Origin of the sequence: Lysobacter sp. ISL-50 (genome assembly GCF_018612875.1) — a bacterium.
GTDB lineage: Bacteria > Pseudomonadota > Gammaproteobacteria > Xanthomonadales > Xanthomonadaceae > Lysobacter.
On sequence record NZ_JAGGRI010000045.1, the window covers coordinates 59,195 to 74,208 of the forward strand.

11 protein-coding genes and 1 pseudogene are annotated in these 15,014 nt (G+C 65.8%); 4 read left to right on the top strand and 8 right to left on the bottom strand.

The window, feature by feature from the left end; genetic code table 11:
* The 6 genes from J7J50_RS21510 to J7J50_RS21535 form a co-directional block, all read right to left on the bottom strand.
* On the bottom strand, window positions 1–1,299 hold the full coding sequence (locus tag J7J50_RS21510) for an FAD-binding oxidoreductase (RefSeq protein WP_215059761.1): 1,299 nt from the start codon (window positions 1,297–1,299) through the stop codon (window positions 1–3).
* Window positions 1,296–2,738, bottom strand: a complete 1,443-nt coding sequence (locus J7J50_RS21515) for a UbiA family prenyltransferase (protein ID WP_215059763.1) — start codon at window positions 2,736–2,738, stop codon at window positions 1,296–1,298. The genes J7J50_RS21510 and J7J50_RS21515 overlap by 4 nt, the downstream gene beginning before the upstream one ends.
* A 107-nt stretch (window positions 2,739–2,845) precedes the next feature.
* Window positions 2,846–4,012 (bottom strand): glycosyltransferase, encoded by a 1,167-nt coding sequence (locus J7J50_RS21520; protein WP_215059765.1) that lies wholly within the window; start codon window positions 4,010–4,012, stop codon window positions 2,846–2,848.
* The gene (locus tag J7J50_RS21525) at window positions 4,009–4,869 is read right to left on the bottom strand and encodes a lysylphosphatidylglycerol synthase domain-containing protein (protein WP_215059767.1); all 861 of its coding nucleotides are present in this window, start codon (window positions 4,867–4,869) and stop codon (window positions 4,009–4,011) included. Before J7J50_RS21525 ends, J7J50_RS21520 begins: the two co-directional genes overlap by 4 nt.
* Window positions 4,859–5,560: a class I SAM-dependent methyltransferase gene (locus J7J50_RS21530; RefSeq protein WP_285222324.1), complete on the bottom strand. Its 702-nt coding sequence runs from the start codon at window positions 5,558–5,560 to the stop codon at window positions 4,859–4,861. The genes J7J50_RS21525 and J7J50_RS21530 overlap by 11 nt, the downstream gene beginning before the upstream one ends.
* Window positions 5,551–6,444, bottom strand: a complete 894-nt coding sequence (locus J7J50_RS21535) for a glycosyltransferase family 2 protein (protein ID WP_215059771.1) — start codon at window positions 6,442–6,444, stop codon at window positions 5,551–5,553. Before J7J50_RS21535 ends, J7J50_RS21530 begins: the two co-directional genes overlap by 10 nt.
* Window positions 6,445–6,578: 134 nt before the next feature.
* Between J7J50_RS21535 and pilB the strand changes: the two genes are divergently transcribed.
* The 4 genes from pilB to coaE are packed head-to-tail and all read left to right on the top strand — an operon-like array spanning window position 6,579 to window position 11,108.
* A complete protein-coding gene (pilB, locus tag J7J50_RS21540) occupies window positions 6,579–8,309 on the top strand; it encodes a type IV-A pilus assembly ATPase PilB (protein ID WP_215059773.1) in 1,731 nt (576 codons plus the stop codon).
* Window positions 8,310–8,313: 4 nt separating this feature from the next.
* Window positions 8,314–9,576 carry a type II secretion system F family protein gene (locus tag J7J50_RS21545; protein WP_215059775.1) on the top strand — a complete coding sequence of 421 codons (1,263 nt, stop codon included), beginning with the start codon at window positions 8,314–8,316 and terminating at the stop codon, window positions 9,574–9,576.
* 21 nt (window positions 9,577–9,597) lie between these two features.
* On the top strand, window positions 9,598–10,485 hold the full coding sequence (locus J7J50_RS21550) for an A24 family peptidase (RefSeq protein WP_215059777.1): 888 nt from the start codon (window positions 9,598–9,600) through the stop codon (window positions 10,483–10,485).
* Window positions 10,486–10,487: 2 nt separating this feature from the next.
* Window positions 10,488–11,108, top strand: coding sequence for a dephospho-CoA kinase (coaE, locus tag J7J50_RS21555; RefSeq protein WP_215059779.1), 621 nt, complete (start codon window positions 10,488–10,490; stop codon window positions 11,106–11,108).
* A 154-nt stretch (window positions 11,109–11,262) separates the two neighbouring features.
* On the opposite strand, the pseudogene J7J50_RS21560 reads toward coaE, so the two are convergent.
* Both J7J50_RS21560 and secA read right to left on the bottom strand, forming a co-directional pair.
* Window positions 11,263–12,219: pseudogene (locus J7J50_RS21560) on the bottom strand (Nudix family hydrolase); the annotation flags it as partial.
* A gap of 9 nt (window positions 12,220–12,228) precedes the next feature.
* The gene (gene secA / locus J7J50_RS21565; protein WP_215059370.1) at window positions 12,229–14,949 is read right to left on the bottom strand and encodes a preprotein translocase subunit SecA; all 2,721 of its coding nucleotides are present in this window, start codon (window positions 14,947–14,949) and stop codon (window positions 12,229–12,231) included.
* Window positions 14,950–15,014 lie beyond the last annotated feature (65 nt).

The following is a 15,014-nucleotide window of genomic DNA, read 5'->3' on the forward strand; positions in this document are numbered from 1 at the left end:
TCACTCCATCACCCGGCGCCAAAAACCGGACGAGAACTTCGGATCGATATGGGTCTGAAAGCGCCGCCATTGCGGGTACGCGCTACGGAACAGGCGGCCGGACATGCGTGCATCCTTGGCCGGATACACCGCGCCGCCGGCCTCGGCGACGATGGCGTCGAGGCGATCGAGCAACGCGAAGGTCGCCGGCCCGCCATTAGGAAAATCCAACGCCAGGGTCGTGCCGGGACGAGGAAACGAGAGCAGGCCGAGCGAGGGAATCTCGCCGAATTCTTTCAGCACCGCCAGGAACGAACCGCTGCCGCCGCGCGAGATTTCACCGAGCAGCGCGGCGATGCCGTCGCGCGCGCTGGCCGGCGGCAACACGCATTGGTGCTGGAGGAAACCGCGCGGGCCGTACATGCGGTTCCAGTCGCCGATGCCGTCGAGCGGATAGAAGTAATTCGCGTAATGAACGCTGTCGCGTCGGCGCGGCGCACGCTGGCGGTGGTAGTACAACGCATTGAGCGGACGCAGGCTGAGCCGGTTGACCAACGACAGGGGCGGTGTGAACGGCATCGCCATACGTGACTGTGACGCGGGCGAATTCCGCTCGGCGTCGCCGGGCGCATGATCGGCGCGCAGGAAATGGCCGCGCCCCAGCGAGCGGCCGCGAGCCATGCAGTCTATCCAGGCGACGGTGTATTCGTGGCTGCGCGCCGATTGCGCCGACAAAGCGAAAAAGTCGTCGAGTTGGCCGAAGCGTATCGACTCGACCTCCATCCACGGACCGGGCACGCGCCGCAGTTGCAATTCCGCCCAGACGATCGCGCCGGTCAACCCCAGGCCGCCGACGCTGGCCGCGAATAAATCGTCCCCGGGCACGCACACCTGGCGGCTGCCGTCGCTGCGCAGCAATTCGAAGCAGCGCAGGTGATGGCCGAAATTGCCCGCGCCGTGATGGTTCTTGCCGTGCACGTCGTTGGCGATCGCGCCGCCCACGGTGACGTAACGGGTGCCCGGCGTCACCGGCAAGAACCAGCCCTGCGGCAAGACGATGGCGATGATGTCCGCCAGAGTCACTCCGGCCTCGCAACGCAACACACCGCTGGCGGGATCGAACGCGATGAAACGGTCGAGGCCGCGCAGGTGCAGCAAGGTGCCGTCCGGGTTAAGGCAACTGTCGCCGTAGCTGCGTCCGTTGCCGTAGGGCAGAACACTGCCATCGACCTGCGGCAATGGCTGGCGGCGATCGGTCAGCGGCACGATCCGCTGGCGCGCCTGCGGATAACGTCCCCAGGACTGGCCCGGCCGGGTCATCCGATGGCGCCCAGGGCCAGCAATCCGCACAGGACGATGACGATCTGGCTGGCGCGGTCGGTGGCCGCGAACACCACCGGATCGTCGTCCATGCTGCCGCGATGGGAGGTCATCCACAGATGGCTGATCCAGTACAGCAGCAACGGGCAGATCAGCCACAGCACCTGCGGACGCGCGTACAGCGCCAGACTTTCCGGGCTGTTGATGTAGAGCGCGAACACCAGCACGGCCAGATAGCCGGCGCTGCCGCCCAGGGACTGGATCAGCGGCAGATCTTCGACCGCATAACCTCGGCCGCTGGCCTTGCGCTGGCCGTTGCCGAGAATCGCCGACAACTCGGTGTAACGCTTGAGCATCGCCAGACTGAGGAAGATGAACATCGAGAACGCGAGCAGCCAGAACGACAGCGTGGCGCCGATCGCGACCGCGCCGCCGATGATGCGCAAGGTGTACAAGCTCGCCAGCACGATCACATCGACCATGACGATGCGCTTGAGCCGCAGCGAATAAGCCAGGGTCGTCGCGTAGTAACCCATCAGCACCAATGCGAACCAGGGGTTGGCGATGAGCGCCAGGGTGAAACCGGCAAGCGCCAGCAGCGGCGCCACGAACAGGCCGTGCAGCAACGGCAGGCCCCCGGCGGCGAACGGCCGCAGCCGCTTGCGCGGATGCTGCCGGTCTGCGGGCAAGTCGAGCAGATCGTTAAGGACGTAGACGCCCGAAGCGCTCAGATTGAAAGCGATGAAGGCGAGCACCGAGACGATCACGGCCTCGACATCGAAGAACCGGTGCGAGGCCAGCAGCGGCAGGAATACCAGAAGGTTCTTCAACCACTGGTGGATACGCAGCGCCTTGATCCAGGTCTTGATCCCGCCGCCCTGCGCCGGCAGTTGGCCGGCGACATCGACGACCTGCGCCGCGCGCGCGGCCAAGCCAGGCGAGCCATTGACGACCCAGGCATTGCGCGCACGCGCCCATACCGGCAGATCGATGGCGGCGTTGCCCATGTAGTCGAAACCGCGCTCACCGAAACGCTCGGCCAGCGCTCGCGCTTTGTTCGCGCCCGACAGATTGACGCCGTCGTCGCTGGCCAGCACCAGATCGAATACGCCCAGATGGGTCGCCACTTGTTGCGCGAACTTGGTGTGGCTCGCGGTACACAATACGCGCGGCCGTGCCTGGGTCTCGCGCAATGCGTCCACCACGCGTTCGTCGTACGGCAGGGTAGCCACGTCCAGCTCGACTCGCGAGGCGATTTCGTGCTTGAGCGCGGCTTTTCCCCGCAGCAGCCAGAACGGCAGCAGGAACAGCAGCAGCGGACGCCGGCTGAGCATGGCCAGCACCGACTCGTACAGCAGATCGGATTTCAGCAAGGTGCCGTCGAGATCGACACACAGGGCGACGGTGCTCCGCTCGGTTTGGGGCGTATGTTCCGTCACCGCTCGCGGTCCTGGGTGGTTGAGGTGAGTCGAACGCGAACAAGCGCGATCGCCGCGGCCGTGCCCTTCGAAATAGAATCAAAGCCAGATCGGCAACCGGACATGGGTTACTCCCGCTGCAGGATCGAACGCCATGCGCAAACCACCCGCGCCCCCGCCAGATGCTCGGTGAAATAACCGCGCGCCTGTCTGGCCAGAGAATACCTGCGACTCGAATCCTCGGCGAGCGACGCCAGGGCCCGTGCCAGATCGCTCGCATCGGCGGTCTCGACCGCCAACAGCGGCGGAGCCGGAACCGCGTGCGGCAGGGACATTTTGCCCTGGCTGACGATGGCCCGTCCGGCGGCCAGATACATGTAGAGCTTGAACGGCAACACCCGCGCGGCCTTGCCTTCGCCGCCGAATACGCCCAGGCAGATATCGGCCTCGGCGATCTCCGCCGCCAGCGTCTCCAGCGATTGCCATTGACGGACCCAGCTCGCTTGAGCGGCATCGTGTTCGGCGATGAACTCGCTCAACGCCGGCCCCAGCTGTCCGTCGCCGATGAAACGGAAGTGGAAACGTCCGGCATGCCGCTCATCGTTCAACAACAGCTGTATCGCCGACAGGATCGTCGGCACGCCGTGCAACGGAATCAGCGTACCCACGAACAGGACACGCAAGGGCTCGTGCGAGTCTTCCGCGCCGGACGGCATGGCCAGAAACGGCGCTTCGTCGATCGCCAGGGGCAAGGATCGCACTTGCCGCGGCTGCAGACCGAAGTCGTCGATCATGCTGAGCCGGTTGGCTTCGGTATCGACCAGGACCATGGACGCGGCGCGCAAGGCGCGGGCTTCGAAGCGCTTGATCCATCGCGAGGCCACGGAGCCGCCGCTGCTGCGGTCGCGATCGCGGAACATCGAGTCCCATACCGAGATATACGCATCGACGATGCAATAAGGGCGGATGCCGCGCGGCAGCCACGACGCCAGCCACATGAAGAAGACGCTGGGATAAGGCACGTAGACCGGGACGCTTTCGCCGCCGCGCGCGGCCCACAACACTCGCAATAAACTGCGCAGATTGCCCAAGCCCAGGCCCGCCAACGCACGCAATTGCTTCAAGGGCGAAAGATGCCGCAGCGTCCACAAATGCAGATGCGGCGGCAATTCCCGGCCGAGATCGCGAATGCGCACTACTTCGTGCGCCCGCAGCAATTTCAGAGTCTGCTCGGCGTTGGGATAACCCGACCCGGATGTGCGCAGCCCGGCGACAATCAAGGTCTGCGCGATCATCGCCCTGCCCCGCTACGACGCAGCCAGGCATGTCCGGCCAAGGTGCCGACGCACTCGCTGGCCAGGATCAAAGCGCGTGCGGCGACCACTCCGGCCAACACGGTGCTCGCCTGGGCCGTGCTGGACATCGAAGCGATCACCGATTCGCGCACGCCCAAGCCACCCGGCACCAGAATCGCAAGCACCCCGGCAACCGTGCCGGCGAACAGCGCCTGGATGAAACCCAGGGTGTCGGCGGGCTCGACCAGCAACAGATAGGCGCCCGCATAAGGCAGCATCGCCAGGCCATAGCCGAATAACGACGCCGCCAGCGGCACGACTTTCACGGTGCTGCGCTTACCGATCAGCAAGGCCGCCGCGATCAGAACGACGACGGCCAAAAGCGCGGCCGCGCCGATCCACAAGGCGCAGTCCGGCCGATAGATCAACGCGGACGCGGCAAGCGCGATCGCGGCGCAGATCGACAACGAGAACCCCTGTTCCAACACACCGACGACCACTGTCGTTCGCGACGAAACGCCGAACCCGGACAGCATCAATCCGCGGCCGAGAACATGGCCGATGCCGACCGGCACATACTTGGCGAGCAAGGTCGCCAGCCATACCGCGCTCAACCGCGGGCCGGTCACGCCGACGCCGAAGGCTCGGTTCGCCGATGCGAACGCGGCCGCGTTGAAAACCAGCGACAACGCGAACAGCGCGAACGCCAGCAACAAGCGACTTGGGTCGATGGCGGCGATCGCTTTCAGAAACTGCGGCCCCTGCACGCCCAGATAGCGGGCCGCGAACACCAGCGCCGCTACCGCCAGCGCATACCCCAGGCCCAGGCGCCAGAACTTGCCCGACTCAGTCGCCACGATCGCGGTCGGCCCGCACCCAGCGGTGCAAATACTGAAACGTCACGAATCCGCGGAACGGCCAGAAATCCAGGCACTTGGCCGGCACCAGGCTCCAGGCCTTGGATTCGATCAGACGCACGTTCCGGCGTTCGCCGCGCGGCTCCAGCCCGGCCGAGCGGCCGAGGCGGATGATGTCGCCACGCGCGAAGAATCGCAGATGGGTCCGGTCGTGGATGCCGCGATCGCGCGCCGGCCACGTGCCCAGCAATCCCAGGGCGAGGAAGGTCGAAAGATGGCGGACATTGGGGATGCTGGTGATCACGCATCCACCGACGGCCAGGCGCTCGGTCAGCGCCTGCAGCACGGGCAGCGGCTCGGCCAAGTGCTCAAGCACATCGGCGCAGATGATCGCGTCGAAGGGCTCCCGCGCGGCCAGGGCGCGAATCGTTTCGGGATCGTCGATCCGCCCTTGCAGTATTTCGTCCAGGTTCTCGCGCGCATGCGCGGCCAGTTCGGGCGAGGGCTCGACTCCGATCACGCGTACCTGTGGGCAACGTTCACGGATCAGCGCCGCGCTCATGCCGGCGCCGCAGCCTACGTCCAGCACTCTCTTGCTTTCCGGCGGAAGCAGTCGCACGACGTCGGGACGAGCGCCTGAGTAGCCGCGAAAACGGCTACGCAGTCCGCCGCCGGCCCCTGCTAACGCCATTCGGGCTTCTCGTCGGGATCGACTCCCGCGTCTCGTCCGTGCAGATAGGTCAGGCCGGTAATTTGCTCCGACACCAGTCCGATCAGGAAAACGATGACCGAGGCGCTGAGCATCAACGCGCTCATATTGGTAAACCGGCCCTGGGTCGCGAAGGTCCAGGCGTAGTGGCCCAGGCCCAGCAAGGCGAAGGCGATCGCCGTCGGCGCGAACAACTTCAAGGGCGAATAAAGCGTGGCGATCTTGAAGATGATCAGCAGAAAACGAACGCCATCGCGCAGAGGCCGGATGTGGCTTTGTGTGCCAACCCGCCGCGCGACCTCGATCGGCACATAGGTCACCGGATAAGCGCTGCGAAAGAACGCCATCGTGCTGGTCGTCGGATAACTGAACCCGTTCGGCAGCAGATGCAGGAATTCGCGGAACTTGCTCGCCCGCACCGCCCGGAAACCGGAGGTGAGATCGAGCACCTTGTGTCCGGTCATCCAACTGGCCAGGCGGTTGTAGAGCGCGTTGGCCAGGCCGCGGCCGACGCTGGCCTGGCCGTCGGAGCTGCGTGCGCCCACGACCATGTCGTAGCCCTGCTGGAGGCGCTCCAACAGCAGCGAAATGTGGTTCGGGTCATGTTGGCCGTCGGCGTCCATGAATACGATGACCTCGCCGCTGGCCGCGCGGGCGCCGCGCTTGATGGCGGCGCCGTTGCCCATCGAGTACGGCGAGGACAGGACCCTGGCTCCCAGTTGGGCGGCGACGGCGGCGGTGTCGTCGGTGGAACCGTCGTCCACCACGATGACTTCCGCGGCCGGAAACGCCTGACGCAGCGCCGGCAGCGTGCGCTGCAGCCCCTCCGACTCGTTCTTGGCCGGTAAAACGATAGATATATGCATGCCACCTCCCCGTGGCGCAGGATACCGTGTCCAAGTTGGACTCGATACCGCCGGGCTGCAGAATAGCGACACCGGTCAGCTCGCCAGGAACTGAGATTGAGGTAAAGTCAGGGTGGGGAAAACTGAGGGCTGAAATGTCCACCGTCGCTACTGCCAATTTGGTGGGGATCACCGGCATCGCCCGGCGTTTAGTCATGGATGGCGCCTTGGACGAGGTCAAGGCGCGCGAAGCCATGACCGCGGCCAGCGCCGAGCGCAAGCCGCTGGCGTCCTATCTGGCCGAACACCGGCTGGCCACGTCGGCGCAGTTGGCCGCGGCCAACTCGATCGAATTCGGCGTACCGCTGTTCGACCCCGCCGCGATGGATCCGGGCCAGTCCGCGATCCGTTCGATCAGCGAAGAGCTGATCCGCAAGCACAACGCGCTGCCGCTGTTCAAGCGCGGCAACAAGCTGTTCATCGGCCTGTCCGACCCGACCAACACCGCCGCGCTGGACGACATCAAGTTCCAGACCAACGCCGCCGTCGAGGCGATCCTGGTCGATGACGAGCTGATCCGCCGCACCCTGGACCGCTGGCTGGAGAGCTCCGACCAGCTCGCCGCCGCGGTCGGCGACGGCGAAGGCCTGGACACGCTGGAGATCGGCAGAGACGACGATCTCGCCAATGTCAGCACCGACACCGGCATCGACGCCAAGGGCGACGACACCCCGGTCGTGAAGTTCATCAACAAGGTGCTGGTCGATGCGATCCGTCGCGGCGCCTCCGACATCCATTTCGAACCCTACGAAACCGAATACCGCGTGCGCCTGCGCATCGACGGCCTGCTCAAGCAGGTCGCCAAGGTGCCCAACAAGCTGCATGCGCGCATCGCCGCGCGCCTGAAGGTCATGGCGCAGCTCGACATCGCCGAGAAGCGCGTGCCGCAGGACGGACGCATCAAGCTCAATCTGTCCAAGACCAAGCAGATCGACTTCCGCATGAGTACCTTGCCGACCCTGTTCGGCGAGAAGATCGTGCTGCGTATCCTCGACGGCAGCGCGGCGCGGCTGGGCATCGAGAAGCTCGGCTATGAGGACCACCAGCGCGACCTGTTTGTCGGCGCGGTGCAAAAGCCTTACGGCATGGTGCTGGTGACCGGCCCGACCGGCTCGGGCAAGACGGTGTCGCTGTACACCGCGCTCAACATCCTCAACGACGACCAGCGCAACATCTCCACGGTCGAAGACCCGGTCGAAATCCGCGTGCCCGGCATCAACCAGGTACAGATGAACGTCAAGCGCGGCATGACCTTCGCCGCGGCCTTGCGCAGCTTCCTGCGTCAGGACCCGGACGTGATCATGGTCGGCGAAATCCGCGACCTGGAAACCGCCGAAATCGCCATCAAGGCCGCGCAGACCGGCCACATGGTGCTGTCGACCCTGCACACCAACGACGCCCCGCAGACCATCGCGCGCCTGATGAACATGGGCGTGGCGCCGTACAACATCACCTCCTCGGTCACCCTGGTGATCGCCCAACGTCTGGCCCGCCGCCTGCACGACTGCAAGCGCGAGGTGCATCTGCCCGAGCATGCCCTGCTCGCCGAAGGCTTCACCCCCGAAGAAATTGCCGCCGGCGTCAAGCTCTATGAGCCGGTCGGGTGCCCGGATTGCACCGAAGGCTACAAAGGACGTACCGGCATCTATCAGGTCATGCCCATGACCGACGAAATCCAGGCCATCGTGCTCGAAGGCGGCAATGCGATGCAGATCGCCGCCGCCGCCATCCGGTCGGGCGTGCGCGACTTGCGCCGCTCGGCCTTGGACAAGGCGATGAACGGTGTCACCAGCCTGGCCGAAATCAACCGCGTAACCAAGGACTAAGCCCATGTCCGCGACTCGAACCGCCACCAAGCAAGCCACCCAGACCGCAGTACGCCGGGCCAATCCGCTCGACATGTTCGTCTGGCAGGGCACCGACAAGCGCGGCATCAAGATGAAGGGCGAGCAGGCGGCCAAGAACGCCAACCTGCTGCGCGCCGAACTGCGCCGGCAAGGCATCACCCCGACCGTGGTCAAGCCCAAGGGCAAGCCGCTGTTCGGCGCCTCCGGCAGCCGCATCACCCCGGGCGAAATCGCGATTTTCAGCCGCCAGATCGCCACCATGATGAAGTCGGGCGTGCCGATCGTGACCTCGCTGGAAATCATCGGCGAGGGCCACAAGAACCCGCGCATGAAGAAGCTGCTGAACTCGGTGCGCGCCGACCTGGAAAGCGGCTCGTCGCTGCACGAGGCCATGAGCAAGCACCCGGTCCAGTTCGATGAGCTGTACCGCAACCTGGTCAAGGCCGGCGAATCGGCGGGCGTGCTCGAAACCGTGCTCGACACGGTCGCCAACTACAAGGAAAACATCGAAACCCTCAAGGGCAAGATCAAGAAGGCCTTGTTCTATCCGGCCACCGTGGTCGCGGTGGCGATCCTGGTCAGCGCGATCCTGCTGATCTTCGTGGTGCCGCAGTTCCAGGCCACGTTCAAGAGCTTCGGCGCCGACCTGCCGGCCTTCACGCTCATGGTCATCGGCATGAGCGATTTCATGATTTCATGGTGGTGGGCGGTACTGCTGGTGGTGGTCGGCGCCGTCGTGGCGTTCATCATGGCCAAGAACCGCTCGCCCGCCTTCGCCCACTTCCTCGACCGGGCCATGCTCAAGATCCCGGTGGTCGGCCAGATCCTGCACAACGCCGCGATCGCCCGTTTCGCCCGCACCCTGGCGGTGACCTTCCGCGCCGGCGTGCCGCTGGTCGAGGCGCTGGACACCGTGGCCGGCGCGACCGGCAACGTGGTCTACGAAAAGGCGGTCCTGCGCATCCGCGACGACGTCTCGGTCGGCTACCAGGTCAACATGGCGATGAAGCAGGTCAACCTGTTCCCGCACATGGTGATCCAGATGACCGCGATCGGCGAAGAGGCCGGCGCGCTCGACACCATGCTGGTCAAGGTCGCGGAGTTCTACGAGCAGGAAGTCAACAACGCCGTGGACGCGCTGTCGAGCCTGCTGGAACCGCTGATCATGATCATCCTCGGCGTGATCGTCGGCGGCATGGTCGTCGCCATGTATCTGCCGATCTTCAAACTGGCTGCGACGATCTGATCGGCAAAGTATCCTTCGCACATGGCATTTCTAGATCAGAACCCCGGCCTCGGGTATCCGCTCGCGGCCGGACTCGGACTGCTGCTGGGCAGCTTCTACAACGTGGTGATCCTGCGCCTGCCCAAGCGGTTGGAGTGGGAGTGGAAGAAGGACGCGCGCGAGGCCCTGGAGCTGCCGGAGATCTACGATCCGCCGCCGCCGGGCATCGCGGTCGAGCGCTCGCACTGCCCGCACTGCAAGCACCAGCTGTCCTGGTACGAAAACATCCCGGTATTCAGCTACCTGGCGCTGCGCGGCCGCTGCCGGCACTGCAAGACGCCGATCTCGATCCAGTACCCGGCGGTCGAACTGCTGACCATGCTGCTGATGGTCGCCTGCGTGGCCCGCTTCGGCTTCGGCTGGCAGGGCTTCGGGGCGATGGTGTTCACCAGCTTCCTGATCATCCTGTCGGGCATCGACCTGCGCACGCAGTACCTGCCCGACAGCCTGACCTTGCCGCTGATGTGGCTGGGCATCATCGCCGCCAGCGATAACCTGTATTTCCCGGTCAAGCCGGCGGTGCTCGGCGCGATCGCGGGGTTCACCAGCCTGTGGCTGGTGAACTGGGTCTACAAGCAGTATCAGGTCGTGGTCAAACGGGTCAAAGACCCGCGCGAAGGCATGGGCGGCGGCGACTTCAAGCTGCTCGCGGCCATCGGCGCCTGGGTCGGCCTCAAGGGCGTGCTGCCGACGATTCTGATGTCGTCCCTGGTCGGCGCGGTGATCGGCTCGATCTGGCTCGCGGTCAAGGGCCGCGACATGGGCATTCCGATTCCGTTCGGCCCGTATCTGGCGATCGCCGGATGGATCGTGTTCTTCTGGGGCGAAGCGCTGCTGCAGGCCTATCTGCGGTTCTCCGGGCTCGGCTGAGCATGGCCGCGTTCTGCGTCGGCGTGACCGGCGGCGTGGCCTCGGGCAAGAGCGAGGTGACCCGGCGCTTCCAGGCGCTTGGGGTATTCGTCGCCGATGCCGATGTGGCCGCGCGCGCCGCGGTCGAGACCGGCAGCGAAGGATTGGCGCAGGTCGTCGCGGCCTTCGGTCGCGACATTCTCGATGCCCAGGGCGCGCTCGACCGCGCGGCGATGCGCCGCATCGTGTTCGGCGACGAAGCCGCGCGCCGCCGGCTGGAAGCCATCGTCCACCCGCTGGTGCGGGCGATGCTGCGGGCGCAATGCGAAGGCGCCGCGGGTTCCTATGCGATCGCGGCGATTCCGCTGCTGGCCGAAGGCGGCGGGCGCGAGGCTTATCCGTGGCTGGACCGTTGCCTGGTCGTGGACGTGCCGGTCGCGGTGCAGCAGGCCCGTGTGATGCGCCGCGACGGCATCGAGGCGGAGCTGGCCCAGCGCATGATCGCGGCCCAGGCGACGCGCGAGGCGCGGTTGGCGATCGCCGACGACGTCGTCGTCAACGATGGGCCGATCGAGACGCTGCAGGTGCAGGTCGAGGCGCTGGATCGGCGCTATCGGGCGATGGCGGAGAGCCTGCGGGGCTGAAAGTGCGTGGCAGGCTGAGCCAAAAGCCTTGGGTTTGAGGGCGCGCGGCGAATTGAGCCGAAAGCATCGGGCCTGAAGGCCCTCCCACAAGAGCTGCGCGACTGCGGCAGGTTTTTGTGGGAGGGCCTTCAGGCCCGATGCTTTTCGATCCGACTTAAGCAGCCGCCCACAAACTCCGTATCGCAGCGATGCCCTGGGCACCGTGTCGCCGCGCCTCGTCGAGATCGTCCGGCCCCAGCCCGCCGATCGCATAGATCGGCAGCGACACCGATTCGCGCAAGGCCGCGAACGCCTCCCAGCCGATACCGAGCACGCTCGGGTGGCTCGGGGTCGGCCTGATCGAGCCGACGACGGCGAAATCGCAGCCCAGCGCCTGCGCCGCGCGCAGTTCGTCGGCGTCGTGGCAGGACGCGGCCAGCACGGCAGCCGTCGCGATCGGCCGTTCGCTCAGCTCCCGCAGCTGCGCCGCGCGCAGATGCAGGCCGGCGCCGAGCGCGTTGGCCAGGGCGATGTCGCCGTTGATCAGCACCTCGGCCTTGGCCGCGCGGCAACGCTTGACCGCGGCCGCCGCCAAGCGCGGCCAGCGCTGCCCATCGCCGGCACCCAGCTCGGGCGCGCGCAGTTGCACCCGGCGCACGCCCGCGGCCAGTGCGGCCGAGAGCGCGGTCAGCCATTCCTCGTCGTTGTCGCCGGGCTCGGGCGTGACCAGGTAGCGATCGGCCTGCTCCAGCGCCGCCACCACCGGTCGGTCGGCCGGCGGCATCGCGTAGCTGGCGAGCTTGTGCGGCGGCACCCACACCAGGGCCTGGCCCTCGCGGCCGCGCGCGCTGCCGCGCCAGGCGCGGATCTCGCGCACGTCCAGGACCAGTCGTTTGTCGGGATACGCCTGCGGCACCCGGATCAGCGCGGCGCCGACCTCGGTCTCGATGCCGAGTTCTTCCTGCAGTTCGCGGCTCAGCGCCGCCTCGGCGGTTTCGCCCGGCTCGCGCTTGCCGCCCGGGAACTCCCACAGCCCGGCCAGATCACGGCCTTCGGTGCGGCGGCTCAACAGGATGCGACCGCGCGCGTCGCGGATGACTCCGGCGACGACTTCTACGCGGCGGGACTCGGGACTCGGGACTCAGCCCAACTGCCCATGACAATGCTTGTACTTCTTGCCGCTGCCGCAGGGGCAAGGATCGTTGCGGCCGACGTTGGCGAACGCGTCCTCGGATACCTGCGCGGCTTCCTCGTCGGCGCCGAAACCGCCGGCGCTGGCGTGCTGGAACTGCAACTGCCGCGACTGCGCTTCGGCCTGGGCGCGTTCCTGCGCTTCCATCTGCGCGATTTCGTCTTCGCTCTGGATGCGCACGCGCGCCAGGATCGTCACCACTTCGCGCTTGACCTTGTCGAGCATCTCGGAGAACAGCTCGAAGGCTTCCTTCTTGTACTCCTGCTTGGGCTGCTTCTGCGCATAACCGCGCAGATGGATGCCCTGGCGCAGGTAGTCCATGCGCGCGAGGTGTTCCTTCCAGTTCTGGTCGAGCACGTTGAGCATGATGTGCTTTTCGAGCATGCGCATGGTTTCGCTGCCCAGCTGCTCTTCGCGCGTATTGAAATGCGCGGCGACCGCTTCCTGGACCTTCTGGCCGACCGCGTCGGAGTCGAGCTCGTCGGCCTGGTTGGCGATGTCCACCAGCGGCACATCGACGTTGAAATCCTGTGCGATCGTCGCCTGCAGGCCCGGCAGGTCCCACTGCTCATCGACCGAATTGGCCGGCACGTAGCGTTGGACGATGTCGGCGACCACGTCGGCGCGGATGCCTTCCACGTTCTCCTGCACGCTTTCGGCTTCCAGCAACTCGTCGCGCTGGCCGTAGATCACTTTGCGCTGGTCGTTGTTGACGTCGTCGAAGTCGAGCAGGTTCTTGCGGATGTCGAAGTTGTGCGCCTCGACCTTGCGCTGCGCGTTGGCGATCTGCTTGGTCACCAGCGGGCTTTCGATGATGTCGTCTTCCTTCAGGCCCATGCGCGCCATCACGCGCTGCACCCAGTCGGCGGCGAAGATGCGCATCAGGTTGTCTTCGAGCGACAGATAGAAGCGCGATGAGCCCGGGTCGCCCTGACGGCCGGCGCGGCCGCGCAGCTGATTGTCGATACGGCGCGATTCGTGGCGCTCGGTGCCGACGATGTGCAGGCCGCCGGCGGCCTTGACCGCGTCGTGACGCTCCTGCCACGCCGCCTTCAGGCGCTTGTGGGTGACTTCATCGACCGGCTCGCCGTTGTTCTGCGCGGAAAGATCGGCCAACTCGGCTTCCAGCGAACCGCCGAGCACGATGTCGGTGCCGCGGCCGGCCATGTTGGTGGCGATGGTGATCGCGCCCGGCCGGCCGGCCTGGGCGATGATGTTGGCCTCGCGCTCGTGCTGCTTGGCGTTGAGCACTTCGTGCGCGACGCCGGCGGCGGTGAGCTGCTGGCTCAGCATTTCCGATACTTCGATCGAGGTCGTGCCGACCAGCACCGGCTGCTTGCGCTCGTAGGAAGCCTTGATCTCGGCGAGCACCGCGCGGTACTTGCCGGCGCGGTTGAGGAACACCTGATCGGAATGATCCTTGCGCTGCATCGGGCGGTTGGTCGGAATCACGATCACTTCCAGGCCGTAGATGCTCTGGAATTCGTACGCTTCCGTATCCGCCGTACCGGTCATGCCGGACAGCTTCTTGTACATGCGGAACAGGTTCTGGAAGGTGATCGAGGCCAGCGTCTGGTTCTCGCGCTGGACCGGCACGCCTTCCTTCGCTTCGACCGCCTGGTGCAGGCCGTCGGACCAGCGGCGACCCTGCAGGGTGCGGCCGGTGAATTCGTCCACGATCACCACTTCGCCGTCGCGGACGATGTAGTCGACGTCGCGCTGGTAGATGGCGTGCGCGCGCAACGCGGCGTTGAGGTGGTGAACGACCGAGATGTTGTGGCCGGCGTACAGCGAATCGTCTTCTTCCGAGAGGATTCCGGCCTTGCGCAGCAGTTCTTCGGCGTGTTCCTGGCCGGATTCGGACAGGTACACCTGCTTGCCCTTTTCATCGACCCAGTAATCGCCGTCGCCGTCTTCCTTCTCCTGGCGGGTCAGCGAGGGAACGATGCGGTTGACCTTGATGTACAGCTCCGGCGATTCGTCGGCCGGGCCGGAGATGATCAGCGGGGTGCGCGCTTCGTCGATGAGGATGGAGTCGACTTCGTCGACGATCGCGTAATGCAGGCTGCGCTGGAAACGGTCGTCCTTCGACAGCGCCATGTTGTCGCGCAGGTAGTCGAAGCCGAATTCGTTGTTGGTGCCATAGGTGATGTCGCTGGCGTAGGCGGCATGCTTGTCGCTGTGCTGCATGCCCGGGTAGACCACGCCGACGCTCAGGCCCAGCCAGTTGTAGAGCTTGCCCATCCACGCCGAGTCGCGGCGCGCCAGGTAGTCGTTGACGGTGACCACGTGCACGCCCTTGCCTTCGAGCGCGTTGAGGTACACCGGCAGCGTGCCGACCAGGGTCTTGCCTTCGCCGGTGCGCATCTCGGCGATCTTGCCCAGATGCAGAACCATGCCGCCGATCAGCTGGACATCGTAATGGCGCATGCCCAGCACGCGGCGGGACGCTTCGCGGCAGACCGCGAACGCCTCCGGCAGCAGCTTGTCCAGCGCCTCGCCGTCGGCGATGCGCTGCTGGAACTCCGGCGTCTTGGCCTGCAACTGGGCGTCGGAGAGTTTTTCCATCTCCGGCTCGAGCGCATTGATCTTGACGACCGATCGTTGCAGTTGGCGCAGCAAGCGATCGTTGCGGCTGCCGAAAACGCGGGTAAGCAAGCTGTTGAGCATGAACGGGTCCGTGTAAAGCGAACGGGGTTGCACAGGCGGGACGTGTTAAGAACGCGTTGCCGCCG

Bases quoted from the DNA above. Each gene is read 5' to 3' on its own strand.
- J7J50_RS21510 (WP_215059761.1), bottom strand. From the start codon at position 1,299: ATGACCCGGCCGGGCCAGTCCTGGGGACGTTATCCGCAGGCGCGCCAG.
- J7J50_RS21520 (WP_215059765.1), bottom strand. From the start codon at position 4,012: ATGATCGCGCAGACCTTGATTGTCGCCGGGCTGCGCACATCCGGGTCG.
- J7J50_RS21530 (WP_285222324.1), bottom strand. From the start codon at position 5,560: ATGGCGTTAGCAGGGGCCGGCGGCGGACTGCGTAGCCGTTTTCGCGGC.
- J7J50_RS21535 (WP_215059771.1), bottom strand. From the start codon at position 6,444: ATGCATATATCTATCGTTTTACCGGCCAAGAACGAGTCGGAGGGGCTG.
- pilB (WP_215059773.1), top strand. From the start codon at position 6,579: ATGTCCACCGTCGCTACTGCCAATTTGGTGGGGATCACCGGCATCGCC.
- J7J50_RS21545 (WP_215059775.1), top strand. From the start codon at position 8,314: ATGTCCGCGACTCGAACCGCCACCAAGCAAGCCACCCAGACCGCAGTA.
- J7J50_RS21550 (WP_215059777.1), top strand. From the start codon at position 9,598: ATGGCATTTCTAGATCAGAACCCCGGCCTCGGGTATCCGCTCGCGGCC.
- coaE (WP_215059779.1), top strand. From the start codon at position 10,488: ATGGCCGCGTTCTGCGTCGGCGTGACCGGCGGCGTGGCCTCGGGCAAG.
- secA (WP_215059370.1), bottom strand. From the start codon at position 14,949: ATGCTCAACAGCTTGCTTACCCGCGTTTTCGGCAGCCGCAACGATCGC.